We start from the raw sequence: 14,280 nt of genomic DNA, 5'->3' as shown, positions 1-14,280 counted from the left end.
CCCGTGGGGGGTCGCCCCGGGCCCCGGCCACCCGGTCGCCCGCCCCGGCGGGGGCCACGTCCCCGACCGACCGGGGCTACGGCCTGGACCCGACCGGGAAGCTGATGGCGGTCTACGAGCTCTCCGCGGAGCCGTTGGGCCCGTCCACCACCTTCAGCTGCGCCATCCCGGAACCGCGGCTCCCGGCGGCGGCGAACACCCGCTGCGACGGGCGGCGGTTCTCCCCGGGAGCGCCCTGACCCGCCGGTGTGCCGTGTGGACGCCCGTCGGCACGCGGGCGTCCACACGGATGTCTCAGGCGGGTCCCGCGATCGCGCGGAACGCCCCGTCGAGGTCGGCGAGGATGTCGTCCACGCCCTCGAGGCCGACGCAGAGCCTGACCAGGTCGGCGGACACCCCGCTGGTGAGCCGTTCGTCCTCGCGCAGCTGCGCGTGCGTGGTGGACGCCGGGTGGATGGCCAGCGAGCGAACGTCGCCGACGTTCGCCAGGTGGCTGTGCAGCTCCAGCGCCTCGATGAACGCGGGCCCGGCCGCCGCCCCGCCGCGCAGGCCGAACGCGACCACCGCCCCGGTGCCGCGCGGCAGGTAACGCGCCGCCGCGGCGTGCCACGGGCTGGAGCGCAGCCCCGGGTAGGCCACCCAGCCGACCTCGTCGCGCGCGGCCAGCCACTCGGCGACGCGCAGCGCGTTGGCGCTGTGCCGCTCCATCCGCAGCGACAGCGTCTCCAGGCCCTGCAACAGCAGGAACGCGTTCATCGGCGCCAGCGCGGGGCCGAGGTCGCGCAGCAACCGCGCGCGGGCCCGCAGGATGAAGGCCGTCTCGGGGAAGGCGTCGAGGAACACCAGGCCGTCGTAGGCCGGGTCCGGTTCGGTGAACCGCGGGTAGCGCCCGTTGCCCCAGTCGAACCGGCCGCCGTCGACGATGATCCCGCCGATGGACGTCCCGTGCCCGCCGATGAACTTCGTGGCCGAGTGCAGCACGACGTCAGCCCCATGCTCGAGTGGGCGGGCCAGGTAGGGCGAGGCCAGCGTGTTGTCGACGAGCAGCGGTATCCCGGCCTCGTGCGCGACCCCCGCGACGCCGGCGATGTCGAGGACGTTCCCGCGCGGGTTGCCGATCGTCTCGCCGTAGAACGCCGCGGTGTTCGGCCGGATCGCCGCGCGCCAGGCGTCGAGGTCGTCCGGGTCGTCGACGAACGTGGTCTCGATGCCCAGGTCGGCCAGGGTGTGGCGGAACAGGGCGTACGTTCCGCCGTAGAGCGACGCGGACGACACCAGGTGGTCGCCGGCGGAGGCGAGGTTGAGGACGGCCAGGGTCTGCGCGGCCTGCCCGCTGGCTGTCGCCAGGGCGGCGACACCGCCCTCGAGGTCGGCGACGCGCTGCTCGAGGGCGTCCTGCGTCGGGTTCACCACCCGCGTGTAGGTGAAACCCGTCTCGGTGAGGGCGAACAGACCGGCGGCATAGGCCGCGTCCGGGAACACGAACGAGGTGCTCTGGTAGATCGGCACCGCGCGGGCCCCGGTCGTGGGATCGGGGCGGGTCCCGGCGTGGATCTGCCGGGTCTCGAACGACCAGTCCGGCGTGCCCGCCGCCGGCCGCCCCGGCTCGCCCGTCTCGCGGGGCGCCGGCGTGACGGCCTTCTGGCCTGCCGGCGCGGCGGTGTTCTGGCGGGCCGGGGAAGCGCCGATGGTGTCGGTCACGCGCCGCCTCCGGCCGCCGGCGCCACGCCCGCCGGGGGTGCCACGTCGGCGTAGTGGCGGCGGGCCACCTCGGGATGACTGCGCAGCCAGCTCTTCAGGGTGTTCGTCCCGTGCTGGGCGAAGATCGGGTTCTCCGGGTCGGGTGGTTCGGCGTCGGGGATCTCCGCGAGGAGGGTGTCGGGCAGCGGCATGGGTTCGAGGGTGGCCGACAGCCGTGGCCCGAAGAAGAACGCCACGGACACCCGCTCGTGGCCTGGTGGTGGGCTCACGACCCGGTGGACGGTTGCCCGGTAGTAACGCCGGGTGGCCAGCTCGAACATCTCGCCGATGTTCACCACGAACGCGCCAGGCACCGCGGCGGCCTCGATCCACCCGCCCGCGCCGTCGGCGACCTGCAGGCCGGACGGGCCCGTGGGGGAGCGGGGGGCCGGGTGGGCGCCGTCCTGGCGGGCTGAGCGGACGCCGTCCTGCAGGACGAAGGTCAGGAAGCCGCCGTCCTTGTGCGCGCCGACGCCCTGGCCGATGCCTTGGTCGACGTTCTGGCCGTCCGCGGCGGCGTCGGGCTCGGCGGCGTCGTGTCCGGTGGCGCTGCCGGCGGGGGTCGGCAGGTAGCGCAGCAGCTTCAGGTGGGAGCGGGGCTCGGCGGAGAAGGTCGGGTCCAGATGGTCGGGCGGCAGCCCCAGCGATTCGGCGAGCGCGCGCACCAGCACCCGCGCGACGCGCCCAAGCTCGGCCAGGTAGGCGAGGACGGCCACGCGCAGCTCCGGCAGCGCCGCCGGCCACTGGTTGGGCCCGTCCAGACGCAGGTAGGGCGGGTCGTCCGGCCCGAGGACGCGGGCCGGCCGCTCGTCGGAGATGTCGATCTGCTCGCGGAGGTCCGGCCTGCCCCGGGTGATCTCGTGCCCGAGGCGGGTGTAGCCGCGGAAGTGCGGGGAGTGGACGTTCTCGATCTCGAGTTTGGCGGCGAGCGGCAGGTCGAAGAACGCGCGGCTCACCGCGATGATCCGTTCCGTGAGGCCGGAAGGTACGCCGTGTCCGGTCAGCTGGAGAAAGCCCGGATCGCGGCAGGCCGCGCGCAGCGCGTCGAGGAAGTCCCGGCGGTCGGCACGGCCGTCCGGCGCGGTGTAGTCGCGCAGGTCGAGGACGGGGAGCCGCGCGGCACCCGCACTCGCGGCGCGTGGACGAGCGGGGGAGTCGGGCATGCGAGCCTCCCTGCTCCGGGCGGGACGCGTCGGCGGGACTTTACTAGCTTTCCCGATCGGAGAAGTGGTTTTCTGTGAAGGGCGAGGTCGTGGGTCTGCGGGACGTTCGGTATTTGGTTGATAACACATGGGAGTGTGGCGTGGGACACGTTGGACGGGTGTTGTCGGCCCGGTATCCGGCGTGTTTCGGTTCGGGCATGTCGACTCCGCTGATGCTGGTGCGTCGGGAGTACATCGATCTGCTCCGCGTCACCTCGGCCGCCTGTACCGGCGGCCGGCCGCTCGGCTAGTTCCCGCCGGGCGAGCGCGACACCTCGCTCCCACGCTCGCGCTGCTCCCGCGGGCCGCACGCATCCGTCCGGTGGCGCCCGCCGTCCGGTACGTGTGGTCCGGCACCGCCGTGACCCGCACTGCGAGCGGGGCCGCTCGGCCGACGCGCTGCCAGGCCATGACCCGGCGGAGTGGTGGCGGCGCGGCGTGTATCCGCGCCATTCCGCTCCGGGCGGGGCATCCTTCTTCCGGCCCCGGGCCGAGGTGCCGAACGGCCACCCGGCCGCGACCAACGGATGTGCGCCGGGGGGCCGGCCAGGCCATGAGATGGGCGTGGCGCACCCCGTGAGGCCCCCCGTCCACGCCGCCGTCCGAGAACCACCCCGAACCAGGCTCCGCCGTGCCACCACCGCCAGAGGGGGACTTCCGCCATGACCGAGTCGAACTGGTCGTTCGAGACGCAGCAGATCCACGCGGGCGCCCAGCCCGATCCGACGACCGGTGCGCGAGCCGTCCCGATCTACCAGACGACGAGCTTCGTCTTCCGCGACACCGACCACGCGGCCGCGCTGTTCGCGCTCGGCGAGCCGGGCAACATCTACACCCGGATCATGAACCCCACCCAGGACGTCTTCGAGCAGCGCGTCGCCGCCCTCGAAGGCGGGATCGGCGCGCTCGCCACGGCATCGGGGCAGGCGGCGGAGACGCTGGCGATCCTCAACCTGGCCGAGGCCGGCGACCACATCGTCAGCTCCGCGAACCTCTACGGCGGTACCTACAACCTGTTCCACTACACGCTGCCCAAGTTCGGCGTCTCGGTGTCGTTCGTCGACAACCCGGACGACCTTGACGCCTGGCGGGCCGCGGTACGCCCCGAGACGCGGGCCTTCTACGGCGAGACGATCGGCAACCCGCGCGGGGACGTCTTCGACACCGAGGGCGTCGCGGCCGTCGCGCACGAGGCCGGGATACCTCTGATCATCGACAACACCCTGGCGACGCCCTACCTGTACCGGCCGTTCGAGCACGGCGCCGACATCGTCGTGCACTCGGCGACCAAGTTCATCGGCGGCCACGGCACCTCGATCGGCGGGATCATCGTCGACAGCGGCCGGTTCGACTACGGCGCCAGCGGGCGGTTCGCGAACTTCACCACCCCCGACCCGAGCTACCACGGCCTGGTCTACTGGGACGCCCTCGGTCACGGCAGCTACATCGCCAAGGCCCGGGTGCAGCTCCTGCGCGACCTCGGCCCGGCCGTCGCGCCGCTCAACTCCTTCCTGTTCCTGCAGGGCCTGGAGACGCTGTCACTGCGGATGGAGCGGCACAGCGCCAACGCCCAGCGGGTCGCCGAGTGGCTGCGGGCGCGCGACGAGGTGAGCTGGGTCGCCTACCCGAAGCTGGCCGGTTCGCCGTGGTACGAGCGGGCGAGCCGAGTCCTGCCCCGCGGCGCGGGCGCCGTGCTGGCGTTCGGTATCGAGGGCGGTGCGGCGGCGGGCCGGAAGTTCGTCGAGGGTCTGGAGCTGTTCAGCCACCTCGCCAACATCGGCGACGTCCGTTCGCTGGTCATCCACCCGGCGACGACCACCCACTCGCAGCTCACCGACGCCGAGCAGGCGGCGACCGGGGTCACCCCCGACCTGATCCGGCTGTCGGTGGGCATCGAGGGCATCGACGACATCCTCGCCGACCTCGACGCGGGCTTCCGGGCCGCGAAGTCCGGATGACCGACCAGCGTCAGGACGCCGCGCCAGCCAGCCAGCCGGCGCCGCCACCACGGCCACCGTCGGGTCCGCGGCCGGCGGCGGCACCGGCACCGGCACCGGCACCGCCGTCGCCGTCGCCGCCGCCGCCGCCGGCGTCGGCCGCGTGGCGCCCCGGCGACCCGGTGGGAGATCGCCGGTTCGTCAGGTCGGCCGGCCCGCTGACCCTGGAACGCGGTGGTTCGCTGCCCGAGGTGACGATCGCCTACGAGACGTGGGGCGCGCTCGCGCCCGACGCGGGTAACGCCGTGCTGGTGCTGCACGCGCTCACCGGCGACAGTCACGCCGCCGGCGGCGCCGGGCCGGGGCATCCGACCCCGGGCTGGTGGGGTGGGCTGGTGGGGCCGGGCGCAGTCCTCGACACCGACCGGTTCTTCGTCGTCTGCCCGAACGTCCTCGGCGGCTGTCAGGGCACGACGGGCCCGGCCTCCGCCGCATCCGACGGACGTCCCTGGGGCGGCCGCTGGCCGGAGATCACCGTCGGCGACCAGGTCAGGGCGGAGGCCCTGCTGGCCGACGAGCTCGGCGTGGGCCGGTGGGCGGCCGTCATCGGCGGCTCGATGGGCGGGATGAGGGCGCTGGAATGGGCGCTGGCGTTCCCCGCCCGGGTACGGCGCGCCGTCGTGATCGCCTGCGGAGCGGCGGCGACCGCCGAACAGATCGCGCTCTACGCCACCCAGCTCGCGATGATCCGCGCCGACCCGAACTGGCACGGCGGTGACTACCACGACCGCCCGCCCGGGGGCGGGCCGCATGTCGGGCTGGGCCTGGCCCGGCAGATGGGGCAGGTCAGCTACCGCAGCGAGCGCGAGCTGGCCCACCGGTTCGGCAACGCGGTGCAGGCGGACGGCCGCTACGCCGCCGCGTCCTACGTCGAGCATCACGGGGCGAAGCTGGCGCACCGTTTCGACGCCGGCAGTTACCTCACGCTGACCGCGGCGATGATGAGCCAGGACGCCGGCCGCGGCCGTGGCGGCGTGCCGGCGGCGCTGCGGGCCTGCCCCGTCCCGGTGACGGTCGCCGGCATCGACAGTGACCGCCTCTACCCGCCGCGCCTGCAGGCCGAGCTCGCCCGCCACCTGGGCACCGAGCTGCGCCTCGTCCCATCCGCGTCGGGTCACGACGGCTTCCTGCTCGAGACGGCCGCCGTCGGCCGGGTCGTCCGCGACGCGCTCGCCCCCGCCGCGACGTGCTGATCGCCCCGGGCGGCCTTCGTGCCGCTATCCGGCGGGTCCGACCTGATGGAGGTGGTGGGCCAAAGCCTCGTGCCTGCCGCCCGACGACGCGGTGGACGCGTGATCCGTGTGGACCGTCGCCGCGGTCAGTCGGGAGACGGCGTGGATCATGGAGTGCTCGGCCTCCACCGCGATCGCGTGCGCGTCGACGACGGTCAGGTGCTCGTCCACGAGGATGTCGGCCTCGGCGCGGAGCTGGTGGCCGATCCACCGCAGCCGCAGCGCGCCGACCCCGCGTACCCCGGACGTCGCAGCCAGCGCGGCCTCCGCCGCGTCGACCAACCCGGGATCAACGGCATCCATCAGGCGCTCGTAGACCTCCCGGACCACGTCCCGCAGCACCGCGAGGATCGCGACCGTGACCATGAGGCCGATCAGCGGGTCCGCCAGCTGCCAGCCCAGCCCGACTCCGCCGGCGCCGATCAGCACGGCCAGCGAGGTGAATCCGTCCGTGCGGGCGTGCAGCCCGTCGGCGACCAGTGCCGCCGACCCGATTCTCCGGCCTGTTTCGATCCGGTAGCGGGCGACCCATTCATTGCCGATGAATCCGAGCAGGCCGGCCACCGCCACCGCCGGCAGATGCGACACGTCCCGCGGATGGATCAGCCGGTCCACCGCCTCGTATGCGGCCACCCCCGCGGACGCGGCGATGACGAGCACCACCGCGATGCCGGCCAGGTCCTCCGCACGGCCGTACCCGTAGGTGAACCGGCGGGTCGCCGGCCGCCGGCCCAGCCAGAACGCGACCGCGAGGGGAAGCGCGGTCAGCGCGTCCGCGGCGTTGTGGATGGTGTCTCCGAGCAGGGCCACCGACCCGGAGAGCAGGACAACGACGAGCTGACAGACGGCCGTGACACCGAGGATCACCAGGGAGTTCCGCAGCGCCCGTATCCCCTCCGCGGACGCGGCCTCCGCGTCCATCCGGCCGGACCGGCCGTGCGAGTGGCGGTGGGGGTGCGGGAGACGCAGCCGCTCCCAGCCGCGGTGCCGTGACCCGTGCCCGTGCCCGTGGACGGCGCCGCGCGAATGGTGTGCCCGATCGTCGTTCGCCGCATTTTCCGGAGCTGGATTCGGTGGGCTGAAGTCCTTCACGCGAATACCGTGACACGAAAACAATATTGCGGCTACAAGGCGGAAAGCTCGATGCCGCAGGTGCAAGCATTTCGCTTCTGCGACCATTCCTCTGGTGTGTCGGGGGTGGGCTCCGGGCGAGCGTCGTTGTGACCCCCAGTTGGTCGATCAGTCGTCCCCCGGCCGGGCGGTGCGTGATCCCCGGCGGCCGTGGCTGTCCGTGAGCGTGCGACGATCGCCACGCAGAGCGGCGGCTTCGGTGACCGCGCTGTGAACGCGTAACTGCACAGCCGCCCACGCCACGTGGCGGCCGGCGGAGGGGATCCGTGTCGACGATCGTGATCGGCCCGGCAACGGACCGCTGGGGCCGGTACCGGTTATCGTCGGCGGCCCTCGTGCTCGGCGCGGTGGCGGGCGGTCTCGCCCTCGCCGCCGGATGGCCGTACTGGCGTGCCGAGCCCGCGGCGGCCGCGGTCAACGCCTTCGTGACCGGCGCGTTCGTCACCTCCGGGATCCTGCTCGCCAGCCTCGCCGTGCTGCGCCGCACCGGTCTGCTCGCCATCGCGGCCGGGCTGTGCCGGGCCACCACCTGGCTGCTGTGCCGGGAGGTCGGACCGCTTCCGGCGATCGGCCTGTTCGCGAACGCGCTGTTCTTCGTCGTGCTCGGCTGGGGGGTGCTGCTCTACCCGGACGGGCGGCTCACCGGACGGGCGGACTGGTGGGCGGCCATGGCCACCACCGTGGCGTTCGGCCCGCTGGCCGTGGTGGCGATCATCGTTGCCGAACCGGAGTGGAACGGGTTCGCGCCGGAGGTCCGCTGGCCGTCCCTGCTGCCCGACGAGGCCGTGTTCGGGTTCGTCGGCGACCTCTACACGGTCACCAACCCGGTGCTCGCGGTGGTGTTCGTCGGCCTGCTCGTGCGGCGCTGCGCCCGGCTCTACGGGCTTGAGCGCTCGCTGATCGCGCCCGCGTTCGCCGTGCTGGGCGTCGTCGGGCTCTGCCTGGCGGCGCTGTCACCCACGCTGGAGAACCACCGGCCTGGGCACGTCGCCGACGGTATCGCCGCGCAGGGCGCCGCGCTGGCGGTGTTCCCGCTCGCGCTGCTCGTCGCGATGGTGCGGCGCGCCGTCGCCGCGGCGACGGCGGCCGATCGCATGCTGCGTCTCGGCGGCGGACCGGCGACGGTCGGCGCCGTCCGGGACGCGCTGCGCAGCGTGCTGCGCGACGGCACCGTGGACGTCTTCTTCTGGCTGCCCGAGGAGCATCGTTTCGTCGACGTCGACGGGGAGGCGGCCGACCCGGACGGGCGGCCGCAGGCCTGGCGCCAGGAGGTGACGGTGACCTCGGGGGAGCGGCTCGCGGTGGTGACCGGCGGGCCGCTGCTGCTTCGGCACGTGCCGTTCACCGAGGCCGCGCTGCGGGCCGCGCGGCTGGCGCTGCAGAACGCGCAGCTCCAGGTCGCCATCCAGGCGCAGCTGGTGGAGACCCGGGCCGCCCAGCGGCGCGTCGAGGAGGCCGAGGCCGCCGAGCGCAACCGCATCGCGCGTGACCTGCACGACGGTGTGCAGCAACGCCTGCTCGCGCTGGCGATGTCGGCGAGCGCGGCGGAGTGGTCCACCGAGGACGATCCGGACAGCACGGCATCGGTGTTCCGGGACATCCGGGCGGGGCTGCTGGCGGCGAACGCGGAGGTCCGCAACGTCGCCCGCGGTCTGGACCCGGAGATCCTGCGTACCGCCGGCCTGGCCGGGGCGGTCCGGGAGGCGGCCGGCCGCCTGGGGCTGCCCGTGGACCTGCGCGTCGAGCTCACCGGCACCGCCCCCTACGGCGACCTCGCCGAGCGCACGGTGTACTTCGCGGTCTGCGAGGCGCTGGCGAACGTGGTGAAGCACTCCGGGGCCGGCGCAGTGTGGGTGCGGCTGACCGGCGGTGAGGCCCGGCTCGAGGCCGAGGTCCGCGACGACGGCCGCGGCGGCGCCGCGGCCGGCACCGCCGGGGGCCTGGCCGGCCTGCGGGACCGGGTCGACGCCGCGGGCGGCAGCATGCTGCTGACCAGCCCGCCCGGTGCAGGGACGACGGTACTCGTCAGCGTCCCCGTCGGCGGTGCGCGCTGACGCCGCGCCCGGGGCACGTGGCGCACCCGTTGGCACGGTTGGTCCGGCGGGGGTGGGCGGTGGCGCGTCCGCTGCTGCCGGCGGTGGGCGCCGGTGCCGCGGTCGCCGCGGGAACGCTCTGCGCCGGCTGGCCCTACCTGCGTCACGAGCCCGCGCTGGCGGCGTTGAACATTCTCGTCGCCGGCTCGCTGACCACCGCCGGCGTCCTGCTGGCCGGGTCGGCGCTGCTGCGGCGCACCGGCGTCCTGCTCGCCGGGGCCGGTCTCGCCTGGCTCACGACGTGGACGATGAGCTGGGACACCGGCGTGCTGCCGCTGCTGGGCATCGCCGGCAGCTGCCAGTTCTACCTGCTGTTCGGCACCGCGCTGCTGCTCTACCCCGACGGGCGGTTCATCGGGCGGGCCGACCGGGCGATCCTGGTGCTGGCGGCGATCGTGCTCGGGCCGCTGATGCTGTGGAGCATCCTCGCCTCGCGGCCCGAGTGGAACGGGTACGCCCCGGACGTCTGGTGGCCCGCGCCCCTGGCCGACGAGGACGTCTTCGGCGCGATCAGCGACGCGTACCAGGTGGTCAACCCGCTGCTCGCGGTCGGTTTCGCGGTCCTGCTGATCCGACGGCTCCGGCGGGTGCGCGGCCCGGAGCGCGCCGTCGCGCCGCTGGTGCTGCTCGCGGTGGGCGTGGCGATGGCCGGCGCGGCCCTGCTGGCACCGGCCATCGAGGCCGATGACCTGAGCCGGGTGCTGGGGGCGGTCGCGTCGCAGGGCGCTGTTCTGTCGGTGTTCCCGGCGATGCTGGTGGTCGCCACCGGCCGCCGCGCGCTCGGCGTGGCCACCGCCGCCGACCGGGTGCTCCGTCTCGCCGCGCCGGCGACCGTGCGCAGCGTCCGCGACGCGCTGCGTGCCGTCCTGCACGACCCGACGGTCGAGGTGCACTTCCGGTTGCCCGGCGGCGCGGGGTATGTCGACGTGGACGGCCGGCCGGCCGTCGCCCCGGTGGAACCGCGCGGTCCCCGCTGGACGCGAGACGTCCGCACCCGGGATGGCGAGCCGCTCGCCGTGGTGACGGGTGATCCCGCGCTCGGCCATCACGGTGCGTTCACCGACGCGGCGCTGCGGGCCGGGCGCCTCGCGCTGGAGAACGCCCAGCTGCAGGTCGCCGTCCGGGCCCGGCTGGTCGAGACGCGGGAGGCGCACCTGCGCGAGGCCGACGCGCAGGCCGCGCAGCGCCGCCGGATGGCCCGCGACCTCCACGACGGGATGCAGCGGCGGCTCGCCGACCTCGAGCGGGCCGCCGCCGCGGCCGAGGACGCTGCGGCGGCCGACCCGGTCGCGGCGCGGACCGTGCTGCGGCGGCTGCACGAGGGCCTGCTCGCCGCGAACCAGGAGGTCCGCGACCTGGGGCGTGGCCTGAGCCCGTGGGCGTGATCATCCGGCGTGGACGGGCACCCCGTCGACCGCGGGGACGTCGTCCCGGCCCGCACGGACCAGCAGGATCACCGCGACCAGGGCGATCCCCACGAGCACGGCGCTCCATACGAACGACGTGGTGTAGCCCTCGATGGCCGCCTGCCGCTGCGCGGCCGCGCCGGTGCCGTGCGAGCCCAGGTAGTCCGAGACCGCCGTCGCGTACACGGTGTTCAGCAGCGCGACGCCGAGTGACCCGCCGACCTGCTGGGTGGTGTTGACCAGCGCGCTCGCCACACCGGCGTCGTGGTCGGCGACCCCCAGCAGGGAGACGCTGGACATCGGGACGAACGCGAGGCCCATCCCGAGGCTGATCAGGACCTCGGCGGGCAGGACGTGGGCCGCGTAGCTGGAGTCCGCCCCGATCTGGCTGAGCAGGACCAGCCCGCCGGCAGCCAGCGCGGTACCGATGATCATCAGTATCGTCGGCCCCACCCGGGGGAGGAACTGGCTGGCCAGACCGGCCGAGAGGATGATGCCCGCGCTGAACGGGAGGAAGGCGAAGCCGCTGCGCAGCGCGCTGTACCCGAGCGTCGACTGGAAGTAGAAGGTGAGGAACAGGAACATCGCGAACAGGCCGCCGCCGATGAGCAGCGACGCCAGGAAGGAGCCGCCTCGGTTGCGCTCCAATGGCACGCGCATCGGCAGCAGCGGGGCGGCCGTGCGCATCTCGATCACGACGAACACCGCGAGCAGCGCCACCGCGCCGGCGAGCAGGCCGATCGTGGTCGCCGAGCCCCAGCCGTCGTCGGCCGCGACGGTGAACCCGTACACGAGCGCGAGCAGACCGGCGGTGACGGTCACCGCGCCGGGGATGTCGTAGCTCGGCGTGCCCTCGGCCTTGCTCTCCCGCACGATGGGCAGCGCGGCCGCGGCGGTGGCGAGGGCGATCGGGACGTTGACCAACAGGCACCAGCGCCAGGACGCGTACTCGGTGAGCAGCCCGCCGACGATGAGCCCGATCGCCGCGCCGCCACCGGAGATCCCGCCGTAGACACCGAACGCGCGGGCGCGCTCCTTGCCCTCGGTGAACGTGACGGTGATGAGGGAGAGTGCCGCCGGGGCGAGGAGCGCCGCGCAGGCACCCTGCAGGGCACGGGCCGCGAAAAGGAACTCGGCGTTGGGGGCGGCGCCGCCCAGCGCCGAGGCGGCCGCGAAGCCGACCAGCCCCCAGATGAAGATCCTCTTGCGTCCGAGGAAGTCGGCGATGCGCCCGCCGAGCAGGAGCAGGCCGCCGAACGCCAGGGTGTAGGCGGTCATGACCCACTGCCGGTTGGCGGTGGAGATGCCCAGGTCGCTCTGGGCGTGCGGGAGGGCGATCGTCACGATCGACGCGTCGAGCACGACCATGAGCTGGGCGACCGCGATGATGCTGAGCGCCAGCCAGCGTCGCGGGTCGAGCTGGCTACTCGCCCCTGGTGACCCGACCGCGGCGGGCGGGTGCCCGTCGCCGACGACGTCGGTGGAAACGGTCACGGAAGATCTCCTCGTGTCCGGTGGTTGCTGTCAGTCGAGGTGGTCACCGGGAGCGGCCCGGCATCTGGTTCGCTGTCGAATAGTACGCGGCCTGATAGTACAGGCTCGAATTATTTCTGGTCGAACGATCGATGATCAAATAAGCTCATTGCATGGACGGCGGTACGGACGCGTGCATCAGTGGGGCGGAGCCCGACCAGATCGACGGCATCGTCGAGCAGTGGCAGAGCGAGCGCCCCGACCTTGATCTGAGCGCGATGGGGATGTTCGCCCGGATGAAGATGTTCATCGCCGGGCTCACCGCGAGCATGGACGACGAGCTGGACAAGCACGGCCTGACTCCCGGCGAGTTCGACGTGCTCGCCACGCTGCGCCGCACCGGCCCGCCGTGCGTGCTGATCCCCTCGCAGCTCTCCGCGTCGCTGATGATGTCGCGCGCCGGCATCACGAACCGGCTCGACCGCCTGGAGGCCGCCGGCCTGGTGAAGCGCAACCTGGATCCCGACGACCGGCGCAGCTTCCGGGTCGGGCTGACCGACAAGGGCCTCGCCGTCATCGATACCGCGTTCACCGGGCACGCCGCCAACATCGCGCGGCTGGCGCACCACCTCACGGCTGAGCAGCGGGAGCAGTTCGACCAGGCGTTGCGCGTGCTGCTGCGCGCCCTCTAGGTATCCCGGAGCACGGGGCGGCGAAGGGCGGGCGTCAGCCCCTGGTCGTCGTCGGTGCCACGAGCGGCCGGTCGGGCGCCATGCCGCGCCGCCGCCCACGGCTGGCAGGGTGGGCGCGGTGCGTGGGCATGAGCAGCGGGCCGGTCTGCACGTCGGCGTGCCGGGTCTCCTTGCGCACCTGGTACACCCAGCTCTTGCTCACCGTGATGCCCCACCGGCCGAGCAGGGTGACCGCCGCGGTCGCCGAACCGCCGGTCTCGTCCAGCGCGCGAATGATCGCCTCGCGCTTCACCGAGGAGTCCGCGGTGTCCACTCCGCCGGCGGAGCCGGCCCCGGCCGTGGACGCCGGCCCGTCTGCCGGGTCGAGGGCCTGTGCCGTCGCGGGGGCGGGCGTGACCATGGGTGCGGTCACCGAGAGGTCGACCACCGCCACCGCGCTGTCGGTCACAGCGCTGACGGCCGCAGCGGGAGCTGTCGCGGCGGGAGTGGGGGTGCCAGCCGGGAAGTCGCCGCCGACGGCGGGCATCCGCTGCCGCTGCGGCGGAATGGACCCCGGCGCCGGAACCGGCTGCCCACCGCCCGGCTGCCCACCGGCAGCTGGGCCATCAGCCTGGGGAGCGACAGCCGGGACGTCGGGCGGCGCCGCGGCGGCGGCGGCCTGCTGGCGGGCTGTCCGCCGGCTGGTCGGGTGGATCTGGCGCATGAGCAGCTCGTACGAGCCGAGCAGCGCCAGCGGAGGCCAGCCGGCGATGATCCGGGCTGCGGTGGTCGGCTCGGCGTGCAGGACGTTCGCCGCCAGCGACGCGCACGCCCCCAGCATCAGCAGCGTGTAGGACAGCCAGGACCGCCGCCGGCCGGCCCGCCGGTCGGCCAGCATCGTCATCGACGCGGCCACGATCAGCCCGTCCACGCTGAACGGGAGAACGGCCGAGGTCATCGCGTCCTCGCCGTACTGCAGGGCGACGCCGCGCATGTGGCGGTAGGAGACGAAACCCGCCACGGCCGCGACCGTGGCCACCGCGATCACGGTGGTGATCCGGATGGCCCGTTCCGCCCGGCCTCCGGCCCGCCGAGCCTCCTGCGCCGGACGTCCGTCGACCACACCGATCACCTTTTCAGCCCGTCAATAACAGTTCCGGAACCTCTCGACACAAACCATCGCACACGAGACGGAAGTTGCGAACGGCACGTACGGTTCTTATGCACCGTGGTGCCGGGGTGGGGCTCCAAAGGGTGACCGTCAGGTTTCCCTGCGAAACTCCGCGGGAGTACCTGTTCCGGCGACCGCCCGCGGCGTCTCCCGCGAGCCTGTAC

Annotated in this window: 11 protein-coding genes and 1 pseudogene; 7 read left to right on the top strand and 5 right to left on the bottom strand. The window is 73.8% G+C overall.

Annotation, left to right across the window (positions count from 1 at the left end; translation table 11 throughout):
- Positions 1 to 239: pseudogene (locus MXD62_RS29840) on the top strand (hypothetical protein); the annotation flags it as partial.
- Positions 240 to 294: 55 nt separating this feature from the next.
- Here the strand turns inward: MXD62_RS29840 and MXD62_RS29835 are convergent.
- Both MXD62_RS29835 and MXD62_RS29830 read right to left on the bottom strand, forming a co-directional pair.
- Entirely contained in the window at positions 295 to 1,554 is a 1,260-nt protein-coding gene (locus tag MXD62_RS29835; RefSeq protein ID WP_041256229.1) for a bifunctional o-acetylhomoserine/o-acetylserine sulfhydrylase, read from the bottom strand.
- A gap of 143 nt (positions 1,555 to 1,697) precedes the next feature.
- Positions 1,698 to 2,903, bottom strand: coding sequence for an isopenicillin N synthase family oxygenase (locus tag MXD62_RS29830; protein WP_248832711.1), 1,206 nt, complete (start codon positions 2,901 to 2,903; stop codon positions 1,698 to 1,700).
- Positions 2,904 to 3,100: 197 nt separating this feature from the next.
- Between MXD62_RS29830 and MXD62_RS41055 the strand changes: the two genes are divergently transcribed.
- The 3 genes from MXD62_RS41055 to MXD62_RS29820 all read left to right on the top strand — a co-directional run bounded on the left by MXD62_RS41055 (position 3,101) and on the right by MXD62_RS29820 (position 6,132).
- Positions 3,101 to 3,193 carry a putative leader peptide gene (locus MXD62_RS41055; RefSeq protein WP_338045467.1) on the top strand — a complete coding sequence of 31 codons (93 nt, stop codon included), beginning with the start codon at positions 3,101 to 3,103 and terminating at the stop codon, positions 3,191 to 3,193.
- A 411-nt stretch (positions 3,194 to 3,604) separates the two neighbouring features.
- Complete coding sequence (locus MXD62_RS29825) at positions 3,605 to 4,900, top strand: bifunctional o-acetylhomoserine/o-acetylserine sulfhydrylase (protein WP_131626992.1); 1,296 nt, start codon at positions 3,605 to 3,607, stop codon at positions 4,898 to 4,900.
- Positions 4,897 to 6,132 carry a homoserine O-acetyltransferase gene (locus MXD62_RS29820; RefSeq protein WP_248832710.1) on the top strand — a complete coding sequence of 412 codons (1,236 nt, stop codon included), beginning with the start codon at positions 4,897 to 4,899 and terminating at the stop codon, positions 6,130 to 6,132. Before MXD62_RS29825 ends, MXD62_RS29820 begins: the two co-directional genes overlap by 4 nt.
- 24 nt (positions 6,133 to 6,156) lie before the next feature.
- Here the strand turns inward: MXD62_RS29820 and MXD62_RS29815 are convergent, their stop codons facing one another.
- Complete coding sequence (locus MXD62_RS29815; RefSeq protein WP_248832709.1) at positions 6,157 to 7,092, bottom strand: cation diffusion facilitator family transporter; 936 nt, start codon at positions 7,090 to 7,092, stop codon at positions 6,157 to 6,159.
- Positions 7,093 to 7,568: 476 nt separating this feature from the next.
- On the opposite strand from MXD62_RS29815, the gene MXD62_RS39915 reads away from it, so the two are divergent.
- On the top strand, positions 7,569 to 9,356 hold the full coding sequence (locus MXD62_RS39915) for a sensor histidine kinase (RefSeq protein WP_248832708.1): 1,788 nt from the start codon (positions 7,569 to 7,571) through the stop codon (positions 9,354 to 9,356).
- Between the two features lie 59 nt (positions 9,357 to 9,415).
- Positions 9,416 to 10,780, top strand: a complete 1,365-nt coding sequence (locus MXD62_RS29805; protein ID WP_248832707.1) for a histidine kinase — start codon at positions 9,416 to 9,418, stop codon at positions 10,778 to 10,780.
- Here MXD62_RS29805 and MXD62_RS29800 read toward each other — a convergent pair whose 3' ends face one another.
- A complete protein-coding gene (locus MXD62_RS29800) occupies positions 10,781 to 12,295 on the bottom strand; it encodes an MFS transporter (RefSeq protein WP_248832706.1) in 1,515 nt (504 codons plus the stop codon). It lies immediately after the preceding gene.
- 152 nt (positions 12,296 to 12,447) lie between these two features.
- On the opposite strand from MXD62_RS29800, the gene MXD62_RS29795 reads away from it, so the two are divergent.
- Positions 12,448 to 12,966, top strand: a complete 519-nt coding sequence (locus MXD62_RS29795; protein WP_248832705.1) for a MarR family transcriptional regulator — start codon at positions 12,448 to 12,450, stop codon at positions 12,964 to 12,966.
- 34 nt (positions 12,967 to 13,000) lie between these two features.
- On the opposite strand, the gene MXD62_RS29790 is transcribed toward MXD62_RS29795, so the two are convergent.
- The gene (locus MXD62_RS29790) at positions 13,001 to 14,068 is read right to left on the bottom strand and encodes a DUF2637 domain-containing protein (RefSeq protein ID WP_248832704.1); all 1,068 of its coding nucleotides are present in this window, start codon (positions 14,066 to 14,068) and stop codon (positions 13,001 to 13,003) included.
- Between the last annotated feature and the right edge of the window lie 212 nt (positions 14,069 to 14,280).

This window comes from Frankia sp. Mgl5 (assembly GCF_023242985.1).
Lineage (GTDB): Bacteria > Actinomycetota > Actinomycetes > Frankiales > Frankiaceae > Parafrankia > Parafrankia soli.
This window is presented reverse-complemented; position numbering and strand designations above follow the sequence as displayed.